At 63.5% G+C, this 21,922-nt stretch carries 23 protein-coding genes and 1 tRNA gene; 19 read left to right on the top strand and 5 right to left on the bottom strand.

Annotation, left to right across the window (positions count from 1 at the left end):
• Positions 1-27: 27 nt before the first annotated feature.
• Positions 28-327 (bottom strand): HU family DNA-binding protein, encoded by a 300-nt coding sequence (locus tag FFI89_RS15930; protein WP_138838061.1) that lies wholly within the window; start codon positions 325-327, stop codon positions 28-30.
• Between the two features lie 354 nt (positions 328-681).
• On the opposite strand from FFI89_RS15930, the gene FFI89_RS15935 reads away from it, so the two are divergent.
• Positions 682-758, top strand: a tRNA-Asp gene (locus FFI89_RS15935).
• A 150-nt stretch (positions 759-908) separates the two neighbouring features.
• Here FFI89_RS15935 and FFI89_RS15940 read toward each other — a convergent pair.
• On the bottom strand, positions 909-1,103 hold the full coding sequence (locus FFI89_RS15940; RefSeq protein ID WP_138838063.1) for a hypothetical protein: 195 nt from the start codon (positions 1,101-1,103) through the stop codon (positions 909-911).
• A gap of 211 nt (positions 1,104-1,314) precedes the next feature.
• On the opposite strand from FFI89_RS15940, the gene FFI89_RS15945 reads away from it, so the two are divergent.
• On the top strand, positions 1,315-2,337 hold the full coding sequence (locus FFI89_RS15945) for a TRAP transporter substrate-binding protein (protein WP_168212906.1): 1,023 nt from the start codon (positions 1,315-1,317) through the stop codon (positions 2,335-2,337).
• Between the two features lie 39 nt (positions 2,338-2,376).
• Here FFI89_RS15945 and FFI89_RS15950 read toward each other — a convergent pair whose 3' ends face one another.
• Complete coding sequence (locus tag FFI89_RS15950) at positions 2,377-3,363, bottom strand: ABC transporter substrate-binding protein (protein WP_138838065.1); 987 nt, start codon at positions 3,361-3,363, stop codon at positions 2,377-2,379.
• A 209-nt stretch (positions 3,364-3,572) separates the two neighbouring features.
• On the opposite strand from FFI89_RS15950, the gene FFI89_RS15955 reads away from it, so the two are divergent.
• Positions 3,573-4,085 carry a hypothetical protein gene (locus tag FFI89_RS15955; protein WP_138838068.1) on the top strand — a complete coding sequence of 171 codons (513 nt, stop codon included), beginning with the start codon at positions 3,573-3,575 and terminating at the stop codon, positions 4,083-4,085.
• A 62-nt stretch (positions 4,086-4,147) separates the two neighbouring features.
• A complete protein-coding gene (locus FFI89_RS15960; protein ID WP_246669471.1) occupies positions 4,148-7,492 on the top strand; it encodes an autotransporter domain-containing protein in 3,345 nt (1,114 codons plus the stop codon).
• Between the two features lie 2 nt (positions 7,493-7,494).
• Here FFI89_RS15960 and FFI89_RS15965 read toward each other — a convergent pair whose 3' ends face one another.
• Together FFI89_RS15965 and FFI89_RS15970 are read right to left on the bottom strand one after the other, a co-directional pair.
• Entirely contained in the window at positions 7,495-8,787 is a 1,293-nt protein-coding gene (locus FFI89_RS15965; RefSeq protein WP_138838070.1) for an MFS transporter, read from the bottom strand.
• Positions 8,788-8,829: 42 nt separating this feature from the next.
• Complete coding sequence (locus tag FFI89_RS15970) at positions 8,830-10,020, bottom strand: aromatic ring-hydroxylating dioxygenase subunit alpha (RefSeq protein WP_138838072.1); 1,191 nt, start codon at positions 10,018-10,020, stop codon at positions 8,830-8,832.
• 159 nt (positions 10,021-10,179) lie between these two features.
• On the opposite strand from FFI89_RS15970, the gene FFI89_RS15975 reads away from it, so the two are divergent.
• The 15 genes from FFI89_RS15975 to nuoK all read left to right on the top strand — a co-directional run bounded on the left by FFI89_RS15975 (position 10,180) and on the right by nuoK (position 21,921).
• Complete coding sequence (locus FFI89_RS15975; RefSeq protein ID WP_138838073.1) at positions 10,180-10,692, top strand: MarR family winged helix-turn-helix transcriptional regulator; 513 nt, start codon at positions 10,180-10,182, stop codon at positions 10,690-10,692.
• Positions 10,693-10,908: 216 nt separating this feature from the next.
• Positions 10,909-11,274, top strand: coding sequence for an NADH-quinone oxidoreductase subunit A (locus FFI89_RS15980; RefSeq protein ID WP_138838075.1), 366 nt, complete (start codon positions 10,909-10,911; stop codon positions 11,272-11,274).
• A complete protein-coding gene (locus tag FFI89_RS15985; RefSeq protein WP_168212907.1) occupies positions 11,265-11,858 on the top strand; it encodes an NADH-quinone oxidoreductase subunit B family protein in 594 nt (197 codons plus the stop codon). Before FFI89_RS15980 ends, FFI89_RS15985 begins: the two co-directional genes overlap by 10 nt.
• 12 nt (positions 11,859-11,870) lie before the next feature.
• Positions 11,871-12,482, top strand: a complete 612-nt coding sequence (locus tag FFI89_RS15990; protein WP_138838079.1) for an NADH-quinone oxidoreductase subunit C — start codon at positions 11,871-11,873, stop codon at positions 12,480-12,482.
• Between the two features lie 2 nt (positions 12,483-12,484).
• Positions 12,485-13,675 carry an NADH-quinone oxidoreductase subunit D gene (locus FFI89_RS15995; protein WP_138838081.1) on the top strand — a complete coding sequence of 397 codons (1,191 nt, stop codon included), beginning with the start codon at positions 12,485-12,487 and terminating at the stop codon, positions 13,673-13,675.
• The gene (locus FFI89_RS16000) at positions 13,672-14,634 is read left to right on the top strand and encodes an FkbM family methyltransferase (RefSeq protein ID WP_138838083.1); all 963 of its coding nucleotides are present in this window, start codon (positions 13,672-13,674) and stop codon (positions 14,632-14,634) included. Before FFI89_RS15995 ends, FFI89_RS16000 begins: the two co-directional genes overlap by 4 nt.
• Positions 14,635-14,645: 11 nt before the next feature.
• Positions 14,646-15,257 (top strand): NADH-quinone oxidoreductase subunit NuoE, encoded by a 612-nt coding sequence (gene nuoE, locus FFI89_RS16005; RefSeq protein ID WP_138838085.1) that lies wholly within the window; start codon positions 14,646-14,648, stop codon positions 15,255-15,257.
• Positions 15,254-15,460, top strand: coding sequence for a hypothetical protein (locus tag FFI89_RS16010; protein WP_138838087.1), 207 nt, complete (start codon positions 15,254-15,256; stop codon positions 15,458-15,460). The genes nuoE and FFI89_RS16010 overlap by 4 nt, the downstream gene beginning before the upstream one ends.
• Positions 15,461-15,479: 19 nt before the next feature.
• Positions 15,480-16,805, top strand: a complete 1,326-nt coding sequence (gene nuoF / locus FFI89_RS16015) for an NADH-quinone oxidoreductase subunit NuoF (protein ID WP_138838089.1) — start codon at positions 15,480-15,482, stop codon at positions 16,803-16,805.
• Between the two features lie 5 nt (positions 16,806-16,810).
• Positions 16,811-17,299, top strand: a complete 489-nt coding sequence (locus FFI89_RS16020) for a hypothetical protein (protein ID WP_138838098.1) — start codon at positions 16,811-16,813, stop codon at positions 17,297-17,299.
• A gap of 7 nt (positions 17,300-17,306) precedes the next feature.
• Entirely contained in the window at positions 17,307-19,382 is a 2,076-nt protein-coding gene (nuoG, locus tag FFI89_RS16025; protein WP_138838100.1) for an NADH-quinone oxidoreductase subunit NuoG, read from the top strand.
• 10 nt (positions 19,383-19,392) lie between these two features.
• A complete protein-coding gene (nuoH, locus tag FFI89_RS16030) occupies positions 19,393-20,463 on the top strand; it encodes an NADH-quinone oxidoreductase subunit NuoH (protein WP_138838102.1) in 1,071 nt (356 codons plus the stop codon).
• Positions 20,464-20,470: 7 nt separating this feature from the next.
• A complete protein-coding gene (nuoI, locus tag FFI89_RS16035; protein WP_138838104.1) occupies positions 20,471-20,965 on the top strand; it encodes an NADH-quinone oxidoreductase subunit NuoI in 495 nt (164 codons plus the stop codon).
• Between the two features lie 9 nt (positions 20,966-20,974).
• Positions 20,975-21,616, top strand: a complete 642-nt coding sequence (locus FFI89_RS16040; protein WP_138838106.1) for an NADH-quinone oxidoreductase subunit J — start codon at positions 20,975-20,977, stop codon at positions 21,614-21,616.
• Complete coding sequence (gene nuoK, locus FFI89_RS16045) at positions 21,613-21,921, top strand: NADH-quinone oxidoreductase subunit NuoK (RefSeq protein WP_138838109.1); 309 nt, start codon at positions 21,613-21,615, stop codon at positions 21,919-21,921. The genes FFI89_RS16040 and nuoK overlap by 4 nt, the downstream gene beginning before the upstream one ends.
• Position 21,922: the final 1 nt, after the last annotated feature.

Here is a 21,922-nt window from a genome sequence, read left to right on the forward strand (position 1 = left end):
TTAAGTCGGATCAGAAGGGGAGCCGTATCAGACGGCTTCCTTGAGTTCCTTGGCGGCGCGGAAGGCGACCTTCTTGCTGGCCTTGATCTGGATCGCTTCGCCGGTGGCGGGGTTGCGGCCCATGCGGGCGGCGCGCTTGCGCACCTGGAGGATGCCGAGGCCGACGATGCGGATGCGCTCGCCCTTCTTGAGGTGTTTTGTGATCTTGCCGACCATGTCGGTCAGAATCGCTTCAGCGGTCTTCTTCGACAATTCGTGCTCTTCCGCGAGCGCCGCGGCCAGGTGCTTCAGCGTGACGGTGGCTGGAGTCGCTGCTTTCTTCGCCATATTTGACCCTCCTCGTTGGTAAATGGCTTGGCTTGCGGTTTTGCGCGAAGCCTGCCTCGCTTCGATAGCGGGGCGGATACCGGTCCGTGCCGGAAAACCGCGTCGGTCAGAGACCTGAACCTCCGGATTCCGACGCGAGCGGAATGACGAAGGTTTCAAGAAACTTAGACGTATCAGGCCTTAAATGATTCGGGTGGCGGCTGCCTACGCTGATTTGCCTGAAAACAAGCCGTTTTTTGCATCCGCGTCGCAGAAATGCCCATTTGGCGGGGGGATTCGCAACGTCCTTGACTAACGTGGGGCAGGCCTTTATGCCCTCGGTTCTGCGCGGATCACGAGTTGATTACGGCATCCGCGGGAGTAGCTCAGTTGGTTAGAGCGCCGCCCTGTCACGGCGGAGGCCGCGGGTTCGAGTCCCGTCTCTCGCGCCATTATTGATCCCCTTAAGATCAATGGCTTAGCAGTGATCCCCAAACGCCGGTCCAAACCAGACAGGCGTTGACGCGAACAGAACAAGCGTTAGCGCAAACAAAAGGCCGCCCATCGGGCGGCCGTTTTTATGCCAGGCAACTCGTTATCGTTTAGCGGACCATCGACTGGTCCGAGCTGGTGACAACCACCGGCTTGCCCGCCTTCATGACATGGGCGGTCTGGGTGAAATCCGAACCGGTGCGTGCCGAGATACCGAAAGCCGCCACCGCGATGCCTGCGACGAGCGCGACAACCACGATCTTGAGGTGGGTACTGCGATCCGCCGAGTGAATTGAGTGGTTCATCTGAGCCTCCCGGGGCGCCAATGCCGCCCTCTGTTGGGTAGAGACGTACGCCCGGTCTGTTTCAGGATCGTTTCGCCGGTTCCTCAAAATGGTTTCATCTGTGGCTTTTTGGCCGATTGTTCGGCCGGTTTCTTGCCCGGCTTGCGGAAAACAGCGGATCGGCCGAAAATGTCTGCCAGGCGCGGCAACGGCGCTCGGGAGAAAAACAATAATGAAAACAACTGACCTGACCCGCCGGGGCTTGCTCGGCGCGGCTTCCGCCACTTGGGCCACCACGATCCTCCGTCAACCCGCCAAGGCAGCCGCCGAATTCGACTTCAAGCTCGGCGTCAACACGCCGGAAACCCATCCGCTGACGATCAGGCTGACCGAGGCGGCAAAGGCGATCGGCGCGCAATCGGCCGGCCGGCTCAACGTCACGGTGTTCTCCAACAGCCAGCTCGGCGGCGATCCCGAGATGCTGTCGCAGGTCCGCGCCGGCGGCATCGAATTGCTGGCGGTGCCGAGCCTGACGCTGTCGATCCTGGTGCCGATGTCGGGCTTGCCGAGCATCGGCTTCGCCTTCCAGTCCTATGACCAGGTATGGGCGGCGATGGACGGCGGCGTCGGTGAGGTCGTGCGCGACGCCATCGGCAAGGCCGGCATCGTTCCGATGAAGAAGGTCTGGGACAACGGTTTTCGGCAGATCACGTCGTCGTCGAGCCGGCAGCTCAACAGCGTCGACGATCTCAAGGGTTTTAAGATTCGCGTGCCCGTTACCGCGTTGCTGACATCGCTGTTCTCCGGGCTCGGCGCCTTGCCGTCGAGCATCAGCTACAACGAACTCTACTCGGCCTTGCAGACGCATATCGTCGAGGGCCAGGAGAACCCGCTGGCGCAGGTGTCGACCGGCAAGCTGTACGAGGTGCAGAAATACTGCGCGCTGTCGAACCATTGCTGGAGCGGCTACTGGATCGTCGCCAACCGCAGCGCGCTGACCGGACTGCCGGCGGATCTGCAGGAAATCGTCAGCAGCAATTTCGATGCGGCCGGTATCAAGGAGCGCGCCGATCTGCTTGAAATGGACCGCTCGCTGCAAGCCGAACTGACCGCCAAGGGCATGACCTTCAACACGCCCGATCCCGTCCAGTTCAGGGCGGCGCTGGTGAAGGCCGGCTTCTACACGCAATGGCAGAAGACCTATGGCGAGCAGGCCTGGGCGCAGTTGGAGAAATATACCGGCAAGCTGACCTAGAGGCGTGTGCGCGCAAAGTGCGGCCTGTTTTCTTTTGATTCAGTCGATCACCTCGTCGGCGCGGATCAGGATAGAGGGCGAGATCGTCAGGCCGAGCGCAGTCGCTGCGCGCGAGTTAATCACAAGTTCGAACTTCGTCGGCTGCTCAATCGGCAATTCTGCCGGCCTGGCGCCCCGCAGTATCTTGTCGACGTAGGATGCCGCGCGCCGCCAGATGTCCTCGATGTTGGCACCGTAGGAGACGAGTCCGCCGCCATCGACGAACGGCCTCAGCTCGTACATTGTCGGTAGGCGACGCAGTGCGGCGAGTTCGGCAATTTCGCGGGCACGACTGAAGAGAAGGGCCGAGGCCGAAACGAGGAGCGCATCCGCGCCGGCATCGGCCGCGGTATTGAAGGCCACCGCAATTTCTCGAGGATCGTGAATCTCGATTGACAGCAGCTTCCAGCCGAGGGTCTGACCGAAGGCCTGTGCGACCGGCCATATCTTGGGGCTGGTGGAATCCCATAAAATTCCCACGGTCCCCGCGCCCGGGACGAGTTCCTTGAGCAGTTGCAGACGCTTTCCTGTGAGTTCCAGACTCTGCAAACTCATCCCGGTAAAGTTTCCGCCCGGGCGGGCAAGGTTCTGGACAAACCCTTCGCCCACGGGATCGGGAGCAGCCGTCATGACGATGGGGATTGTAGTCGTCGCTTGCTTGAGCAGGGACAGCGCCGTCCCGGCGCCGGTTGCAACAATAACATCGACCTGAAGACCAACCAGGTCGACAACCGCAGACATGGTGTCGGTGCCGCGTGGCTCGGTCACCAGATCGCGGCCGTAAACGTAACCCAATTCGGCCATTCCGCGCAGAAACGCCCGCACACTGCGATTGCTTGGCAGCGCGCCCGTCATGTCGGCACTCGGACCGCCGACACTGACAATTCCGATCCGAGCGACCGTGCGTGACGGCTCGGTGCGTGCCGGCAGCGGCCAAGCCAGAGCTGCGCCGCCAATCGAGACGATGACCCTCCGACGGTCGATCATTCGCTCACCGCAGTAGGAACAAGATTGGAAACGGCATTCCCGACAGGGCAGGACTGTACCTCGTTTGTCACAGCCGGCAACCAAGTCCGAATTGCACCGCTACAAGGCGTTTCATCGCCCGTTCTTTGACCCTAGCGTGCATCGGGAAAGCTCCGGACTCGGAGCTGGCGTCGGAAGGGGCGCGGCGATATTTCCGCCGCGAAGGAAATATGATTTTCGATCGTGGATTTGCGGCCGGTACCAGTGCGCGCACCCGCAAGCTGCTTCTGGCCGGAACCGCGTTGGCGGGGGCGGCGTTGTTTCCCTCGCTTGCCCAGGCCCAGTCGTACGTGTGGGGTGGTGCCCTCAGCACCACGGCCACCATTGACTACAATCTCGGTACGAACTGGAGCAATCCGCCCCCAGGCGCTCCCCCTGTGAATGCCGGCCAGTCTGCGCAATTCTCCGACACGGGTCTAGCAACGGTTACCGTGACGGCCGGTCCCATCACGCCCGATTCTTGGACGTTCACGTCCAACGCGCGGAGCTACGTGGTCAGCGGCCAGGCCGTGAATTTCAATGGTGCGGGCCCCAACCTGGTCAACAACGCCAACGCCGGCCAGGCGATTTCTATTGCCAACAACATGACCGGCACTGCGATTTCCCAGGCGGGGGCGAGCACGCTTACTGTCAGCGGCACCAACGCGTTTACGACGACGCACTCGTCAACACCGGCACGCTGACCTCAACGGTCGGCATTAACGCGGGCGGCACCTTCAGCAACAGCCTGACGGTCACGGGTACGGTGAACAACAACGCCGGCGGCACCTTCAACAACAATGGCGCCGGCATTGTGTCCGGTGGGTTGTTTAGCAATGGAACCGCAACCAACGCTGGAATCATCTTTGGCGGAGCGAGTAACGGCGGCAATTTTACCAACAACGGTACGGTGAATGGGGGCACCGCTGTTGCTGGTTTCGGCACCACTACCAACACGGGGACGGTGACTGGCGGTCTGAACATCAGCTTCGGTACCTACACGCAGACGGCGGGAACGACCAACGGCGGCACCACCAACGCCGACGGCACGATCAACGCCAACGGCGGCGCCTTCAACGGCGCGATTTCCAATAACGCCAACGGCATCTTCAATATCGGCGGCACGGTCACCAGCGACAACACGTTCAACAACGCTACGGCGACGTCGCGCCTGCTGGTCAATTCGGGTACCTATACCGTCGCCGGCCAGATCACGAACTCGGGCACCAACGCCGGCGGCGGTATCCTGGTGGCTGCCGGCGCCACGCTTTCGACGAGCAACACGATCACCAACGGTGCCGGCGCAACCATGGTCAACAATGGTACCGTCACGACCGTCTTTGGAACCGCCAATTTGGGCACCTTCACGAACGCCGGGACGATCAACGGCGCGGTCGGCAACTTTTCCACCTTCACCAACAGCGGGACGGTAAACGGCTTTCTGATCAACTCCGCCGGTACCTACACGCAGACGGCGGGCTCGACCAACGGCGGTATTACCAATGGCGCCACGATCAACGCCAATGCCGGTGCTTTCAACGGCGCGATCGTCAACTCGAATGGCACCGATGGCACGTTCAATATCGGCGGCACGGTCACCAGCAACAGCACTTTCGGCAACAACACCGCGGGGGCGCGGTTGCTGGTCAATTCGGGCACCTACACCGTCACCGGCCTCATCACCAACTCGGGCACCAATGCGGCGGGCGGCATCCTGGTCGCCGTCGGCGCCACGCTGACCGCGAACGGCGGCCTCACCAACAATTCCAGCGCGACCATCATCAACAACGGTACCGTCAGTGGTGGTTTGAACAACAGCGGCGTCGTCACCAACAACCTGACCTGGACCGGCACGATCAGCAACAGTGCCGGCGGTACCTTCAACAACAATGCGCCTGGCACCGTGTCGGGCCTGGTGAGCAACACGGGAACGGGCACCAACAGCGGCGCGCTGAATGGCGGCCTGTTGAACACGGCCGGTACGTTCGGCAACACCGGCACGATCGCCGGCGTGTCGGTGTCAGGCGGCACGGTCACCAACAGCGGCATCGTCACCGTTGGCGTGGGCGTAGGCAGCACCGGCACTTACACGCAGACCGCCGGCACCACCAGCGGCGGCCTTAGCACCAACAGCAGCAGTAGCCTCGTCGTCAACGCCAATGGCGGCGCGATCAACGGCGGCATCGCGGCCAATGGCGGCAACTTCAATATCGGCGGCAACGTCACGACCGACGGCGTGTTCGTGACCGGCGGCACCGCCCGGTTGAATGTCACTGGCGGCAACTTCACCGGCATCACGACGCTGGCCAACAATTCGAACAATGCCACCGGCATCGTGGTTGCGGCGACGCGTACGCTGAGCGCGAACACCATCGCCAACAACGGCGGCTCGACCATCCAGAACAGCGGCATACTGACCGCGACCTCGCTGACCAACGCGGCCGGCGCCACCATTAGCAATGCCGGAACCATCACGACGACCACGACCGTGAACGACGGCACCATCACCGGCGCCTACACGATGGCGGCGGGCACCCTGAGCGGTATTGGTAATACCCAAAGCCTCACCGTCAATGGCGGGACGTTCGCGCCGGGCAACGGCACCGCAGGGTCCTCGATGACCGTTACCGGAAGCCTGGTGATGCAGGCGGCGGCAACCTACCTGGTGCAGGTCAACCCGACGACGGCGTCGTTCACGAACGTCACTGGTGCGGCCTCGCTCAACGGCGCCACGGTGAGCGCCAATTTCGCCGCCGGCAGCTACATCTCCAAGCGCTACACCATCGTCACGACGGCGAGCGGCGTGACCAGCCGGTTCGGCGCGCTGGTGACCACCGGCCAGCCGGCGAACATGAACTCGTCGCTCAGCTATGATATCAACAATGCCTATATCGATTTGAAACTGAACTTCGGCTTGCCCGGCGGCACGCTGAGCCAGAACCAGCAGAATGTCGGCGACGCCCTGACCGGGTTCTTCAACCGCACCGGCGGCATCCCAACGGCGTTTGCGTCATTAACGGCGGCACAACTCACCCAGTCGGACGGCGAGTATGCGACCGGCTCGCAGCAGTCGACCTTCAACGCGATGAACCAGTTCCTGGGCCTGATGACCGATCCGTTCGTTGCCGGGCGCGGCGATCCGGTTTCGGCCGGCGGCGGCACGACGGGATACGCCGACGAGCAGACACTTGCGTATGCGGCCAAGCGCAATCCGAACGACGCGCTGGCCGCGATCTATCGCAAGGCGCCGGTAGCGGCCGATCCGTTTGCGCAGCGCTGGAGCGTGTGGGCGGCGGGCTATGGCGGGTCGCAGACCACGAGCGGCAACGCGGTGCAGGGCTCCAGCAACAGCAGCAGCAATCTCTATGGCACAGCCGTCGGCGCCGACTACCGGCTGTCGCCGGACACGCTGGCCGGCTTCGCGCTCGCCGGCGGCGGCACCAATTTCAGCGTTGCCAACGGGCTCGGCTCGGGACGTTCCGATTTATTCCAGGCCGGCGCGTTCATCCGGCACAACATGGGTGCGGCCTATCTCTCCGGCGCGCTGGCCTATGGCTGGCAGGACATCACCACCAACCGCACGCTGACGATCGCGGGCATCGACCAGTTGCAGGCGAAGTTCAACGCCAACGCCTGGTCGGGCCGGATCGAGGGCGGCTATCGGTTCGTGACGCAGGGGCTAGGCTGGACGCCCTATGCCGCCGGCCAGTTCACCACCTTCGACCTGCCGGCCTATGCCGAGCAGGCGATATCAGGCGCCAATACCTTTGCGCTGGCCTATGGCGCCAAGAGCGTGACCGCGACGCGCAGCGAACTCGGCCTGCGCACCGACAAGTCATTCGCGATGGAAGACGGCGTGTTCACGCTGCGCGGCCGCGCGTGGGCGCACGACTACAACCCCGACCGCAACATCGGCGCCACCTTCCAGACGCTGCCGGGCGCGTCCTTTGTCGTCAACGGCGCCAGGCAGGCGAGCGATGCCGCGCTGCTGACGGCTTCCGCCGAGAAGAAATGGCTGAACGGCTGGTCGGCCGCCGGCACCTTCGAGGGCGAGTTCTCCAGCGTCACCACCAGCTATGCCGGCAAGGGCGTGGTGCGGTACTCTTGGTAAGTTCAGCTCGCCCGCCTGATGTCTTCGCGGATCGTCCGTGCCGCCCAGACGAACAGCAGCGCGCCGACTGACGTCGTGATCGCGGCCGACAGCAGCGAATAGCGTACGGCGTTGGCGCCGTAATCGTTCTTCAACGCGTCATTGATGATGCCGACGGCGAGGGGGCCGACGCCTTGGCCGAAGCAGGTCGCGGTCAGGGCGATGATGGCGGACGCCAGCGCCCGCATGCTCGGCCTCGCCACGGTCTGCGCGATCGCAAAGATCGGGCCGAGATGAAAGCCGACCAGGAACGAGGTCAGCGACAGCGCCGCGACCATGGTCGTAAAATCCTGCGTCAGCATGCAGACGGCAAAGACCGGGCCTGCCAGGAACGATGTGATCGCCGGCGCCCACAACTTCCAGCGATCGTCGTGCTGGCTGATCCGCGCTACCACCAGCCCGCCCACCAGCGTGCCGGCCATCCCGGCCAGCCCCTTGAAGGTGCCGGCATAGGTGCCGATCTCGGCGCTGGACAGATGATGCACCCGCGCCAGAAACGGCGGGATCCAGGCTGCTGTGGCGTAGTTGGTGTAGGTGGTGAGGCAGAAGCCGATCAGCACGATCACAAAACTCTGCTGCGAGGCGAGGAAACCAAGCGTCGGCCCGAGCGGCTCCGGAGTGAAGGTCTCCGCCATCGCGCCGCGCTTCGGCTCTGATATCGTCAGCCACAGCACGGCGGCGAGCGCGATGCCGGGCAGGCCGGCGGTGAAGAACGCCATGCGCCAGCCATAGTACTGGTTGACGTAGCCGCCGATGAAATAGCCGAGGAAGATGCCGAGATAGGTGCCGATGGCGAAGATACCGAGCGCGCGCGGCCGCTCGTTCTTGGCGAAGAGATCGGCGATCAGCGACTGCGAGGCGGGACTAGAGGCGGATTCGCCGATGCCGACGCCAATTCTCGCCAGTGCCAGGCTGGTGACGCTGGTCGCCATGCCGCACAGGAACGTCATCGCGCTCCAGAACGCGAACGCTGCGGCGACGATGTTGCGGCGGTTGACACGATCGGCGACGCGCGCGATCGGAATCCCGACCAGCGAATAGAACAGCACGAAGCCGAAGCCCGCGAGCAGGCCCATCATGGTGTCGCTGAGCGCAAACTCCTTTTTGATCGGCTCGATCAGGACGTTGAAGATGGTTCGGTCGAGGAAGTTCAGCGCATAGACGATCGTCAGGATGCCAAGCACGTAGTACCGGCGTATCGAGGGTTTGGCGGCGGCATTGACCTCTGCGGCTACCCGCGGCGCGAAATCGACCATGGTTTCCCCCTTGGACTATCTTTTTTGGCTGATTCGATCCCGTCACGCCTCGCGAATGAAATTTCCCGCCTCGAATTCAACCAAGGCGGCCTCGGGATCGAACGTGACCCCGACGGGATCGCGGCCGGCTTCGATGGCCGCGAGCTGATCGCCCAGCATGCGGCGGATCATCAGGATGCCGCGGTCGCTCTGGCCGAAATGCTCTTCCGAATGCAGCGTCACCGGCCCCTGGCCGACCTGCGCCTCATAGTCGCCGGGGAATTGCTGGTGTTCCTGTTCGGTCATGTCCCACCAGAACTTGCCGTTGAACTTTGAGCGCATCCGGCCGATTTCGCCCGACTGCTTGACCCGGCCGGCGACATAAATGCGAAACGAGGTGTCGTCGATCGGCAGGGTCCAGCCGATCGATTCGACGCGGGCAAATTGCGCCACCCGCGGATTGGGCACCACGCGCAGCGTGGGGAGGGCGGCTTCGGTCACCCGGTAGAAAACCTTGCCGTCGTCCTGATGCCGGATCGACCGCACGGTGATGCCGCGCGGCGAGGTCTCGAACTTCACCTCCGGCATCGAGGCCATCATGTTGGTGAACTGCGGGCCCGAGAACGACCCGTGCAGCACAGGCACATGGTAGGGATCGACCACGTTCTCGAAATGCTGCAGCCAGTTGCAGGGAATGACGGCCGGACCGCCGCCGCCGATCGAGGAATCATCGGCCTCGACGAACTCGCCGTCGTCCATGTTCTCCAGGCATTCGTAGCGCGGCAGCACCGGTTTTTTCTCGGATGGTCCGAGATAGGCGAAGATCAGGCCGTAGCGCTCCTGAACCGGGTACCAGGGCTGGCGCACCTTGTCCTTGAACTGGCCGCCTTCGGGTTCGCAGGGCTGTTCGAGGCAATGGCCTTCGGTGTCGAATTTCCAGCCATGGTAGCAGCAGCGGATGCCGTCTTCCTCGACCTTGCCGTAATAGAGCGTGGTGCCGCGGTGGCAGCAGCGGGCGTGCAGCAGGCCGACCCGGGCGTGCTTGTCGCGGAAAAGCACCAGATCCTCAGCCAGGACGCGCACTTTTCTGGGGATGTCGGTGGCGTCGGTGACGAGGCCGACAGGGTGCCAGTAGCGCCGCAGCAGTTCGCCCATCGGCGTGCCGCGGCCGACCGATGTCAGTTCGGTCCGGGTCGTGGACGGCTTCATGGCGTAGCCGGTCCCGAGATCGCGATCCCGCTGGGTAATGTTCATGCGTTTCCTCCCGCCGCGGCTTTGGTGCCGCGGTCGTGTGACGATTGATCCACGTCAAATCTGATCCAAGTCAAATCGAGATCGATGACATTGTCAACGATATCGTGGTAGGCTTCGGTTTCCTTGGCAGGGGCTCGCTTTGTTGGCAGAGATTGGGTCATGAGCCAGAAAGCCATGAAACAGATGCCGCCGCCCGCGGCTGAAACCGCCGAGGCGTTGGCGCCGATCACCGCGATGACGTCGTCGCGGCTGATGGTGCTGGCCAATTTGCTCAAGCGCGGGGCGATCCTGCGCTACAAGCGGCTGGCGGGGCTGTCTTCGGTCGAGTTCGGCCTGGTGGCCTCGCTCGGACGGCATCCGCCGATGAGCGTGGCCCGGTTGGCCGAGGCCGTCGGCATGGACAAGGGCCAGATCAGCCGGGCATTGGCCGAGCTGGTGTCGCGCAAGCTGGTCGCCAAGGCCGACAACCCCCGGGACTTCAGGGAGACGCTGGTTTGCCTGACCAAGGCCGGGCTCGCCGCCCATGATGTCATCGTGGCGGGCGCGCAGGAGCGTAACCGGCGGCTGCTGGAACAGCTCAGCAAGGAGGAACTGGAAGCGTTGCTTGGGCAGATCGATCGCCTGACCGCGACCGCTGCCCAAATGCTCGCCGCCGAGAAGGATTTGAGCTGACGCCGGGCCCGCATTCCGTGCACCTGAGGATGCTCCCGCGTGCAGGTTGGTGGCGGCGGAACATGCCACTTTTTCAGGGCATCCCGGCGCCGGATCGGCCCATGAGAGCGTCAAGATAGCTTGTCTTGCGCCCTCTGTTGCGCTGCGCTAAGCCTCAAGAATAATTCCAATCAGCGAATCTGCGGCCGTCCGAAACCGCAGGAAAAGGCACCGCCGATGAACGGCATCCTGCAGAATTACCTTCCTCTTGTGGTGTTTATCGGGGTGGCGGCCATCATCGGTCTGGTACTGCTGATTGCCCCGTTCATCGTCGCGTTCCAGCAGCCGGATCCGGAAAAGCTTTCCGCCTATGAATGCGGATTCAACGCTTTTGACGACGCCCGCATGAAGTTCGACGTCCGCTTCTACCTGGTCGCGATTCTTTTCATCATCTTCGACCTCGAAGTGGCATTCCTGTTCCCGTGGGCGGTGGCGTTCGGCAAGCTCGGCGCCACCGGATTCTGGTCGATGATGGTGTTCTTGGCCGTGCTGACGGTCGGCTTTGCCTATGAATGGAAGAAAGGCGCGCTCGAATGGGATTGAGCCCGACAGTAACTTCAGCGTCTTCGCCGGCGCTCGCGCCGGCGCCGAAGGGCATTCTCGACCCCGCCACCGGCCGGCCGGTCGGCGCCAACGATCCGTATTTCCTCGAGGTCAACCACGAGCTCTCGGACAAGGGCTTCTTCGTCGCGGCCGCCGACGACCTGATCACCTGGGCGCGCACCGGCTCGCTGATGTGGATGACCTTTGGTCTCGCGTGTTGCGCGGTCGAGATGATGCAGGTCTCGATGCCGCGCTACGACGTCGAGCGCTTCGGATTCGCGCCGCGCGCCTCGCCGCGGCAGTCCGACGTGATGATCGTCGCGGGCACCCTGACCAACAAGATGGCGCCGGCGCTGCGCAAGGTCTACGACCAGATGCCCGAGCCGCGCTACGTGATCTCGATGGGGTCGTGCGCCAATGGCGGCGGCTACTATCACTATTCCTATTCGGTCGTGCGCGGCTGCGACCGTATCGTGCCGGTCGACATCTACGTGCCCGGCTGCCCGCCGACGGCGGAAGCGCTGCTGTACGGCATATTGCTGCTGCAGAAGAAGATCCGGCGCATCGGGACCATCGAACGCTAAGGTTTTAAGCTAATGGACGACGGCAAGCTCGACGCCTTGGGGCAGACGATTGTTAGCGCGCTTCCGGGTGCCGCCAGTGCCCATTCGGTCGCGTTCAACCAGCTCACCGTCACGGTGGATGCGGGCAAGATCGTCGACGTGATGAAATTCCTGCGTGACGATCCGAACTGCCGCTTCGTCAACTTCACCGACGTCACGGCGGTCGACTATCCCGGTCGCGAAAAGCGCTTCGACGTGGTCTATCATTTGCTGTCGCCGACGCTGAACACGCGCATCCGCCTGCGTGCGGAAGCCGACGAGACCACGCAGGTGCCGTCGATCATCGGGGTATTCCCGGGCGCCGACTGGTTCGAGCGCGAGTGCTACGACCTCTACGGCGTGATCTTCACCGGCCATCCGGATATGCGGCGCCTGCTGACCGACTACGGCTTCGACGGCCATCCGCTGCGCAAGGACTTTCCGCTCACCGGTTTCGTCGAGGTCCGCTACGACGACCAGGAGAAGCGGGTGCTCTACGAGCCGGTCCGCCTCAGCCAGGAATTCCGCAAATTCGATTTCCTCTCGCCATGGGAAGGCGCGGACTATCCGCTGCCGGGCGACGAGAAGGCTGAGCCGAAGGCCTGACCATGAACGAGCAAAATCTCCGCAACTTTACCATCAACTTTGGTCCGCAGCATCCGGCGGCTCACGGCGTTCTGCGGCTTGTCCTTGAACTGGACGGCGAAGTTGTCGAGCGCGTCGATCCGCATATCGGGCTCTTGCACCGTGGCACCGAAAAGCTGATCGAGCAGAAGACCTATCTGCAGGCGATCCCGTATTTCGACCGGCTCGATTACGTCGCGCCGATGAACCAGGAGCACGCGTTCTGCCTCGCGGCGGAAAAGCTGCTCGGCATCACCGTGCCGCGCCGCGGCCAGTTGATCCGCGTGCTCTATTGCGAGATCGGCCGCATCCTGTCGCATCTGCTCAACGTCACCACGCAGGCAATGGACGTCGGCGCGCTGACCCCGCCGCTGTGGGGCTTTGAAGAGCGCGAAAAGCTGATGGTGTTCTACGAGCGCGCCTCGGGCTCGCGCATGCATGCGGCCTATTTCCGCCTCGGCGGCGTGCACCAGGACCTGCCGCCGAAGCTGATCGACGATATCGATGCCTGGTGCGATCCGTTCCTGCAGGTCGTCGCCGACCTCGAAACGCTGCTGACCGGCAACCGCATCTTCAAGCAGCGCAACGTCGACATCGGCGTGGTGTCGCTGAAACAGGCGTGGGAGTGGGGCTTCTCCGGCGTGATGGTGCGCGGCTCGGGCGCGGCCTGGGACCTGCGCAAGTCGCAGCCCTACGAATGCTACGCCGAAATGGATTTCGACATTCCGATCGGCAAGAACGGCGATTGCTACGACCGCTACTGCATCCGCATGGAAGAGATGCGGCAGTCGGTGCGGATCATGAAGCAGTGCATCCAGAAACTGCGCGCGCCGGACGGGCAGGGGCCGGTCGTCGTCGAGGACAGCAAGGTCGCGCCGCCGCGCCGTGGCGAGATGAAGCGCTCGATGGAAGCGCTGATCCATCACTTCAAGCTCTACACCGAAGGCGTTCACGTGCCGGCCGGCGAAATCTACGCCGCGGTCGAGGCGCCGAAGGGCGAATTCGGCGTCTATCTGGTCGCCGACGGCACCAACAAGCCCTACAAGTGCAAGATCCGCGCGCCGGGCTTTGCCCATCTGCAGGCGATGGATTTCATCTGCAGGGGCCATCTGCTGGCCGACGTTTCGGCCATCCTCGGCTCGCTCGATATCGTGTTCGGAGAGGTCGATCGGTGACGGCGCAGGCGCCCATCCAGTTTGACCGGGCTTCGGGCGTGCTCGAGGGCGCGAACGCATGGGAGCGTTTGGCCGCGGCCGCGCTGACGCTGGGCTCGAAGGTGGGCGCGAATTTCTCGCATCGCGGCTACAATCTCTGCGCCAATCTCTTGCGCAAGGGGCTCACCGAGCGCGGCATCCAGGTCAGGCTCAACCCCGATGCCGTGTTCGAGTTTCCCTACGGCGACGGCTACTGGAGCAAGCTGCTCAACCGCACCTTCAGCTACGAGGACGAACTCGAACTACTGTTCAGGGATTCCGCCGATATCGATTACACGCTGCTCGATTGCGGCGCCAATTACGGTTACTGGTCGGTCTTGGTCACGAGCAAGCCGTTCGGCTCGCGCAAGGCGATCGCGATCGAACCGTCGGGGCAGAATTTCCCGAAGCTCGCGAACAACGCCCGGATCAACGGCAATCGTTTCGAAGCCATGAAATGCGCGATCGGGTCCGCGCGCGGCACCGCGCGTCTGTCGGGCACCAAGCATGAGGCGTTCAGCATCGCCGGCGATCAGTCGGACGGCGAGGAAGTGCCTGTCCTCGCGCTCGACAACCTGCTGGACGACGGCAAGGTCGCCGTTGGCGGCAAATTCCTGATCAAGCTCGACGTCGAGGGTGTCGAGATCGAGGCCATGAAGGGCGGCGCCCGGCTGATGCAGGGTGACAGCGTCCTGTTGTGCGAGGAGCATGGCAACGATCCGCAGCATACCGTGTCGCGCTACATCCTCGAACAGACCCCGCTGAAGCTGATCGTCTACGATCCGCACAGCAATCGCCTTGAAACCGTGACCGATCTTTCGATCCTTGATCGCATCAAGGTTTCATCCCACGTCGGCTATAACGTGTTCGGCACCGCAAGCGCATTCTGGCTCGACCGGATCAATGCGCTCAATGCGAAAGCCGCGCGCCGCGCGCAATGAGAGACTGAACGATGTCCGTCCGCCGCCTCGCACCGAAGGAATTGCAGCCCACGAGTTTCACGTTCTCGGACGAGAACCTCGCCTGGGCGAAAGCACAGATCGCCAAATATCCGCCCGGGCGCCAGGCCTCGGCGGTGATCGCGATCCTGTGGCGGGTGCAGGAACAGCACGAGGGCTGGGTTTCGGAAGCGGCAATCCGCGCCGTCGCCGACCTGCTCGACATGCCCCACATCCGTGTGCTGGAAGTGGCGACCTTCTACACGATGTTCCAGCTGCAGCCGGTCGGCAAGAAAGCCCACGTCCAGGTGTGCGGTACCACGCCGTGCCGCCTGCGCGGCGCCGCCGACATCATCGAGGTGTGCCAGAGCCGCATCCACCACGATCCCTTCGAACTGTCGAAGGACGGCAATTTCAGCTGGGAAGAGGTCGAGTGCCTCGGCGCCTGCGTGAACGCGCCGATGGTGCTGATCTGGAAGGACACCTACGAGGACCTGACCAAGGAAAATTTTGGCAAGGTGCTTGATGGTTTCGCTTCCGGTAATCCGCCGAAGCCGGGCCCGCAGATCGACCGCCAGTTCTCCGCGCCGGTGGGCGGCCCGACGACGCTGAAAGAATCCACATGACGCGCGACGGCACATTGTCCGCACGGAAGGGCAGCGCGATGAAGAACTGGCGCTATATCGGCCTGCACGCGGTGGCGGCGGCGACGTTCATTTTTCTGCTGCAGCGTTACGCGTTGAGCGCGACGCTGGAATCCAGTCTGCTGTGGGCGCTGACCTTCGGCGGCTGCGCCGCGGGTCTCGCTTACTCACAGTCCAATCGTTGATCCCAGGAAGTTCTCAGTCATGCTCGACGACAAGGATCGCATCTTCAAGAACCTCTACGGCCTCCACGACTGGGGCCTCGAGGGCGCGCGCCGCCGTGGTGCCTGGGACGGCACCAGGGGGATCATCGACAAGGGCCGCGACTGGATCATCAACGAGATGAAGGCCTCGGGCCTGCGCGGACGCGGCGGGGCCGGCTTTCCAACCGGGCTGAAATGGTCGTTCATGCCCAAGGAGTCCACCGACGGCAGGCCGAGCTACCTCGTGGTCAATGCCGACGAGTCCGAGCCCGGCACCTGCAAGGACCGCGAGATCATGCGGCACGACCCGCATCTCCTGGTCGAGGGCTGCCTGCTCGCGAGCTTCGCGATGGGCGCGCACGCCTGTTACATCTATGTGCGCGGCGAATTCATCAGGGAACGTGAACGTCTGCAGGCCGCGATCGACCAGGCCTATGACGCCAAGCTGGTCGGCAAGGACAACATCAACGGCTGGCCGTTCGACATCTATGTCGCGCACGGCGCCGGCGCCTATATCTGCGGCGAAGAGACCGCGCTGCTGGAGAGCCTCGAGGGCAAGAAGGGCCAGCCGCGGCTGAAGCCGCCATTCCCGGCCAATGTCGGTCTCTACGGCTGCCCGACCACCGTCAACAACGTCGAATCGATCGCGGTGGCGCCGGATATCCTGCGGCGCGGCGCGGCGTGGTTTGCCGCGATCGGCCGGCCCAACAATGTCGGCACCAAGCTGTTTTGTATTTCCGGCCATGTCGAGCGGCCCTGCAATGTCGAAGAGGCGATGGGAGTTCCGTTCCGCGAGCTGATCGAGCGCCATTGCGGCGGCATTCGCGGCGGTTGGGACAATCTCAAGGCGGTGATCCCCGGCGGTTCGTCGGTGCGCATGGTGCCGGCCGAGCAGATCATCGACACGCCGATGGATTTCGACAGCCTCAGCAAGCTGCGCTCGGGCCTCGGCACCGCCGCCGTGATCGTGATGGACAAGTCGACCGACCTGATCCGGGCGATCGCGCGCATCTCCTATTTCTACAAGCACGAGAGCTGCGGCCAGTGCACGCCGTGCCGCGAAGGCACGGGGTGGATGTGGCGGGTCTTGACCCGGATGGCCGAAGGCCGCGCCCACAAGCGCGAGATCGACATGCTGCTGGAAGTGACCAAGCAGGTCGAAGGCCACACCATCTGCGCGCTCGGCGACGCCGCCGCGTGGCCGATCCAGGGTCTGATCGCGCATTTCCGGCACGAGATCGAAGAGCGGATCGACCAGTATTCGCGCAAGGCGGACATCGACGATGTCGGCGTGCTCGATCCCGTCAACATGGTCGCGGCAGAGTAATGTTGATGTCGCAACCGAGCTTCTGGTGGCAGAGATACGGGACGCTTGCGCAGATGGCGCAGGCGACCGTGGCGCTGCTCGGCTTTGTTGCGATCCTGTTCCAGATCAACGAGATCCGGACCAACAACCGCGCCGCCAGTGCGCGGACGGCGTTTCTGGGCTACACCGATCTCGCGTTCAAGAATCCGAAATTCTCGTCTCCTGACTACGACAGGATCAAGGCGGCGGGTCGCGACGAGCAGGTCCAGTACGAGAGTTTCGTCGCGTATTTCCTCTACGCCTGCGAGGAGACGATTGCCGCCTTCGCCGACAAGCGCGAATGGCAGGCCTCCTGCGATTACGACCTGAAGCCGCATCTGCCGTTCCTGTGCGAGAAGAACACGGCGCAGCCCGCCTATCTCGCCACCTACGGCACCGAGACCCAGCAATGGGTGAAGACGTCCCTGAAGACCGCCAGCCTTACACCGCCAGACTGCAAGCTGGGAAAGACCTGAGATCGCAATGACCAAACTCATCGTCGATGGCAAAGAGATCGATGTACCCGCGGAATACACGCTGCTGCAGGCGTGCGAGGCCGCTGGCGCCGAAATTCCGCGCTTCTGCTACCACGAGCGGCTGTCGATCGCCGGCAACTGCCGGATGTGCCTCGTCGAGGTGAAGGGCGGCCCGAAGCCGGTGGCAAGCTGCGCCTGGGGCGTACGCGATTGCCGTCCGGGTCCGAAGGGCGAGCCGCCGGAAATCTCGACGCGTTCGCCGATGGTCAAGAAGGCGCGCGAAGGCGTGATGGAATTCCTGCTGATCAACCACCCGCTGGATTGCCCGATCTGCGACCAGGGTGGCGAGTGCGACCTGCAGGACCAGGCGATGGGCTACGGCGTCGACACCTCGCGCTTCATGGAGAACAAGCGCGCGGTCGAGGACAAGTATCTCGGCGCGCTGGTCAAGACCTCGATGAACCGCTGCATCCAGTGCACGCGCTGCGTCCGCTTCTCCGCCGAAGTCTGCGGCGCGCCGGAAATGGGCGCGACCGGCCGCGGCGAGGACATGGAGATCACGACCTATCTGGAATCGGCGCTGACCTCCGAACTGCAGGGCAATCTGGTCGACATCTGCCCGGTCGGTGCGCTGACCTCGAAGCCCTATGCGTTCGCCGCGCGCCCGTGGGAGCTCGGCAAGACCCAGTCGATCGACGTCATGGACGGCGTCGGTTCGGCGATCCGCGTCGATACCCGCGGCCGTGAAGTGATGCGGATCCTGCCCCGCATCAACGAGGCCGTGAACGAGGAATGGATTTCCGACAAGACCCGCCACGTCGTCGACGGCCTGCGCACCCAGCGGCTCGACCGGCCCTATATCCGCGAGAACGGCCAGCTCCGCGTCGCCTCCTGGGCGGAAGCCTTTGCGGCGATTGCCGCCAAGGCCGGCCGGATCGACGGCAAGCGTATTGGCGCGATCGCCGGCGACCTTGCCGCGGTCGAGGAGATGTTCGCGCTGAAGGAACTGTTGGCGAAGTGCGGTTCGTCCAATCTGGCGGTACAGGGCGGCGACGCCTTCGACCCCAAACTTGGCCGCGGTTCCTACATCTTCAACCCGACCATCGCCGGCATCGAGCAGGCCGACGCGCTCCTGATCATCGGTTCCAACCCGCGCAAGGAAGCCGCCGTTCTCAACGCGCGGATCCGCAAGCGCTGGCGCTCGGGCCAGCTCAAGATCGGCGTGGTCGGCGCCAGGGTCGACCTGACCTACGATCACGACTATCTCGGTGCGGGCACCGATACCCTCAGCGATCTTGCCGCGGGCAAGCATTCCTTTGCCGACGTGCTGAAGGGCGCCAAGAAGCCGATCGTGCTGGTTGGCGCCGGTTCGCTGGCGCGCCACGACGGCGCCGCGGTGCTGGCGCTGGCGGCGAAAATCGCGGCCGATTTCGGCGCGCTCAAGGACGGCTGGAACGGCTTTGGCGTGCTGCAGGACACCGCGTCCCGCGCCGGCGCGCTCGATATCGGCTTTGCGGCCGGCAGCGGCGGTCTCAGTCTCGCGCAGATGACGACCTTCGGCACGCTCGACGTGCTGTTCCTGCTCGGCGCCGACGAGGTCAAGGTGCCCGACGGCACCTTCGTGGTCTATATCGGCACCCATGGCGACCGCGGCGCGCACCGCGCCGACGTCATCCTGCCGGGGGCGGCCTATACCGAAAAGTCCGGCATCTACGTCAACACCGAGGGCAGGGCGCAGATCGCCAACCGCGCGGCGTTCCCGCCCGGCGAGGCGCGCGAGGACTGGGCGATCATCCGCGCGCTATCCGACGTGCTGGGCAAGAAGCTGCCCTATGACTCGCTGCACGCGGTGCGCCAGGCGATCTTCAAGGCGGTGCCGCACCTGATGCGGCTCGACCAGATCGAGGCCGGCAAGGCCTCCGACGTCAAGGCGCTGGCAGGTAAGGGCGGCAACGTCGACAAGACCCCGTTCAAGACCGCGGTCGAGGACTTTTACCTGACCAACCCGATCGCGCGGGCCTCGGCGGTGATGGCGGAATGTTCCCGGCTGGCGTCCGGGCAAATGCTGACGGCAGCGGAGTGAGCGTGACCTGATGGCTGAATTCTTCGCAAGCGCGTTCTGGACCGGCTTCCTCTGGCCGCTGATCATCATGATCGCGGAGAGCGTATTGCTGCTGGTCGTGCTCCTGATCGCGATCGCCTACATCCTGCTCGCCGACCGCAAGATCTGGGCGGCGGTGCAGATCCGCCGCGGACCCAACGTGGTGGGCCCGTTCGGCCTGCTGCAATCCTTCGCCGACCTGCTAAAGTTCGTGCTGAAGGAACCGATCATCCCGTCGGGCTCCAACAAGGGCGTGTTCCTGCTGGCGCCGCTGGTGTCCTGCGTGCTGGCGCTGGCCGCCTGGGCCGTGATCCCGATGGATCTCGGCTGGGTGATCTCCGACATCAATGTCGGCGTGCTCTATATCTTCGCGATCTCGTCGCTGTCGATCTACGGCATCATCATGGCCGGCTGGTCGTCGAACTCGAAATACCCGTTCCTGGCGGCGCTGCGCTCCGCGGCGCAGATGGTCTCCTATGAAGTCTCGATCGGCTTCGTCATCATCACGGTGCTGCTCTGCGTCGGCTCGCTCAATCTCTCGGCCGTGGTCGAGGCCCAGAATACCCGCGGCTTCGGCGGCCTGATCGGGCTGCCGCAGCTCACCATCCTGAACTGGTATGTGTGGCCGCTGTTCCCGATGTTCGTGGTGTTCTACGTCTCGGCGCTGGCCGAAACCAACCGCCCGCCGTTCGATCTGGTCGAAGCGGAATCGGAACTGGTGGCGGGCTTCATGGTCGAATACGGCTCGACGCCGTATCTCCTGTTCATGCTCGGCGAATACGTCGCGATCACCACGATGTGCGCGATGGCGACGATTCTGTTCCTCGGCGGCTGGTTGCCGCCGGTGGACCTGCCGCCGTTCAACTGGATCCCTGGCGTGATCTGGTTCGCGCTGAAAGTCTTCTTCATGTTCTTCATGTTTGCGATGGCTAAGGCGATCGTGCCGCGCTACCGCTACGATCAACTGATGCGGCTCGGCTGGAAGGTGTTCCTGCCGCTGTCGCTGGCGATGGTGGTGATTGTGGCCGGTGTGCTGCAATTCGCCGGCATCGCGCCGAAGTGAGGTCGCTATGAGTGTCAACATCAACGCAACCGCCCGCTCGCTTCTGCTGTCCGAGTTCGTATCGGCGTTCATTCTCGCCATGCGCTATTTCTTCAAGCCGAAGCCGACGCTGAACTATCCGTTCGAGAAGGGGCCGATCTCGCCGCGCTTCCGTGGCGAGCATGCGCTGCGCCGCTATCCGAACGGTGAGGAACGCTGCATCGCCTGCAAGCTGTGCGAGGCGATCTGCCCGGCGCAGGCGATCACGATCGAGGCCGGCCCGCGCCGCAACGACGGCACCCGCCGCACCGTGCGCTACGACATCGACATGGTGAAGTGCATCTACTGCGGCCTGTGCCAGGAAGCCTGTCCGGTCGATGCCATCGTCGAGGGACCGAATTTCGAATTCGCGACCGAGACCCGCGAGGAACTCTATTATGACAAGGCGAAACTGCTCGCCAATGGCGACCGCTGGGAGCGCGAGATTGCGAAATCAATCGAACTCGACGCGCCGTACCGGTGAGGTGAGGAAATGATCCTTCCGGCGCTGTTCTTCTATCTGTTTGCGGGCGTCTGCGTGGCGTCGGCGGTGATGGTGATTGTCTCGCGCAATCCCGTGCACTCCGTGCTGTTTTTGATCCTCGCCTTCGTCAACGCCTCCGGCCTGTTCATCCTGATGGGTGCCGAGTTCCTGGCGATGATCCTGGTCGTCGTCTACGTCGGCGCGGTCGCGGTGCTGTTCCTGTTCGTAATCATGATGCTCGACGTCGATTTCGCCGAGCTGCGCGAGGGCTTTCTGGAATATCTGCCGATCGGTCTGGTAATCGGCGCGATCTTCCTCGCCGAGTTACTGCTGGTCGCCGGCGGCTGGGTCATCAATCCCGCCACGACCAAGGCGATCACGGCGGCGATCCCGACCAATATCAGCAACACCGAGGCGCTCGGGCTGGTGCTCTATACCAAGTACATCCACTACTTCCAGCTCTCGGGCATGGTGCTTCTGGTCGCCATGATCGGCGCCATCGTGCTGACGTTGCGCCACAAGGCCAACGTCAAGCGGCAGGACATCAACGTGCAGAACGCGCGGACGCCGGAACTCGCGATGGCGGTGCGCACGAATGTGGCGTCGGGGCAGGGGCTGCAGGACGCGGACGCGGCGGAGTGGGTGCAATGACGGTCGGTCTTGGACACTATCTCGCGGTCGGCGCCATCCTGTTCACGCTCGGGATCCTCGGCATCTTCCTCAACCGCAAGAACATCATCGTCATCCTGATGTCGATCGAGCTGATCTTGCTGGCCGTCAACATCAACCTGGTGGCGTTCTCGACCTTCCTCGGCGACATCGTCGGCCAGGTGTTCGCGCTGCTGGTGCTGACGGTGGCGGCGGCCGAAGCCGCGATCGGTCTTGCGGTGCTGGTGGTTTATTTCCGCAACCGCGGTTCGATCGCGGTTGAAGACGTCAATCTGATGAAGGGCTAAG

It is taken from the genome of Bradyrhizobium sp. KBS0727 (assembly GCF_005937885.2).
GTDB lineage: Bacteria > Pseudomonadota > Alphaproteobacteria > Rhizobiales > Xanthobacteraceae > Bradyrhizobium.

Coding starts and splice junctions, on each gene's coding strand:
- FFI89_RS15985 (WP_168212907.1), top strand. CDS start 11,265: ATGGGATTGAGCCCGACAGTAACTTCAGCGTCTTCGCCGGCGCTCGCG.
- nuoF (WP_138838089.1), top strand. CDS start 15,480: ATGCTCGACGACAAGGATCGCATCTTCAAGAACCTCTACGGCCTCCAC.
- FFI89_RS15965 (WP_138838070.1), bottom strand. CDS start 8,787: ATGGTCGATTTCGCGCCGCGGGTAGCCGCAGAGGTCAATGCCGCCGCC.
- FFI89_RS16010 (WP_138838087.1), top strand. CDS start 15,254: ATGACGCGCGACGGCACATTGTCCGCACGGAAGGGCAGCGCGATGAAG.
- FFI89_RS15990 (WP_138838079.1), top strand. CDS start 11,871: ATGGACGACGGCAAGCTCGACGCCTTGGGGCAGACGATTGTTAGCGCG.
- FFI89_RS15940 (WP_138838063.1), bottom strand. CDS start 1,103: ATGAACCACTCAATTCACTCGGCGGATCGCAGTACCCACCTCAAGATC.
- FFI89_RS16040 (WP_138838106.1), top strand. CDS start 20,975: ATGATCCTTCCGGCGCTGTTCTTCTATCTGTTTGCGGGCGTCTGCGTG.
- FFI89_RS15950 (WP_138838065.1), bottom strand. CDS start 3,363: ATGATCGACCGTCGGAGGGTCATCGTCTCGATTGGCGGCGCAGCTCTG.
- FFI89_RS15995 (WP_138838081.1), top strand. CDS start 12,485: ATGAACGAGCAAAATCTCCGCAACTTTACCATCAACTTTGGTCCGCAG.
- FFI89_RS15980 (WP_138838075.1), top strand. CDS start 10,909: ATGAACGGCATCCTGCAGAATTACCTTCCTCTTGTGGTGTTTATCGGG.
- nuoG (WP_138838100.1), top strand. CDS start 17,307: ATGACCAAACTCATCGTCGATGGCAAAGAGATCGATGTACCCGCGGAA.
- nuoE (WP_138838085.1), top strand. CDS start 14,646: ATGTCCGTCCGCCGCCTCGCACCGAAGGAATTGCAGCCCACGAGTTTC.
- FFI89_RS15945 (WP_168212906.1), top strand. CDS start 1,315: ATGAAAACAACTGACCTGACCCGCCGGGGCTTGCTCGGCGCGGCTTCC.
- FFI89_RS15970 (WP_138838072.1), bottom strand. CDS start 10,020: ATGAACATTACCCAGCGGGATCGCGATCTCGGGACCGGCTACGCCATG.
- nuoK (WP_138838109.1), top strand. CDS start 21,613: ATGACGGTCGGTCTTGGACACTATCTCGCGGTCGGCGCCATCCTGTTC.
- FFI89_RS15955 (WP_138838068.1), top strand. CDS start 3,573: ATGATTTTCGATCGTGGATTTGCGGCCGGTACCAGTGCGCGCACCCGC.
- nuoH (WP_138838102.1), top strand. CDS start 19,393: ATGGCTGAATTCTTCGCAAGCGCGTTCTGGACCGGCTTCCTCTGGCCG.
- FFI89_RS16020 (WP_138838098.1), top strand. CDS start 16,811: ATGTCGCAACCGAGCTTCTGGTGGCAGAGATACGGGACGCTTGCGCAG.
- FFI89_RS15930 (WP_138838061.1), bottom strand. CDS start 327: ATGGCGAAGAAAGCAGCGACTCCAGCCACCGTCACGCTGAAGCACCTG.
- nuoI (WP_138838104.1), top strand. CDS start 20,471: ATGAGTGTCAACATCAACGCAACCGCCCGCTCGCTTCTGCTGTCCGAG.
- FFI89_RS15975 (WP_138838073.1), top strand. CDS start 10,180: ATGAGCCAGAAAGCCATGAAACAGATGCCGCCGCCCGCGGCTGAAACC.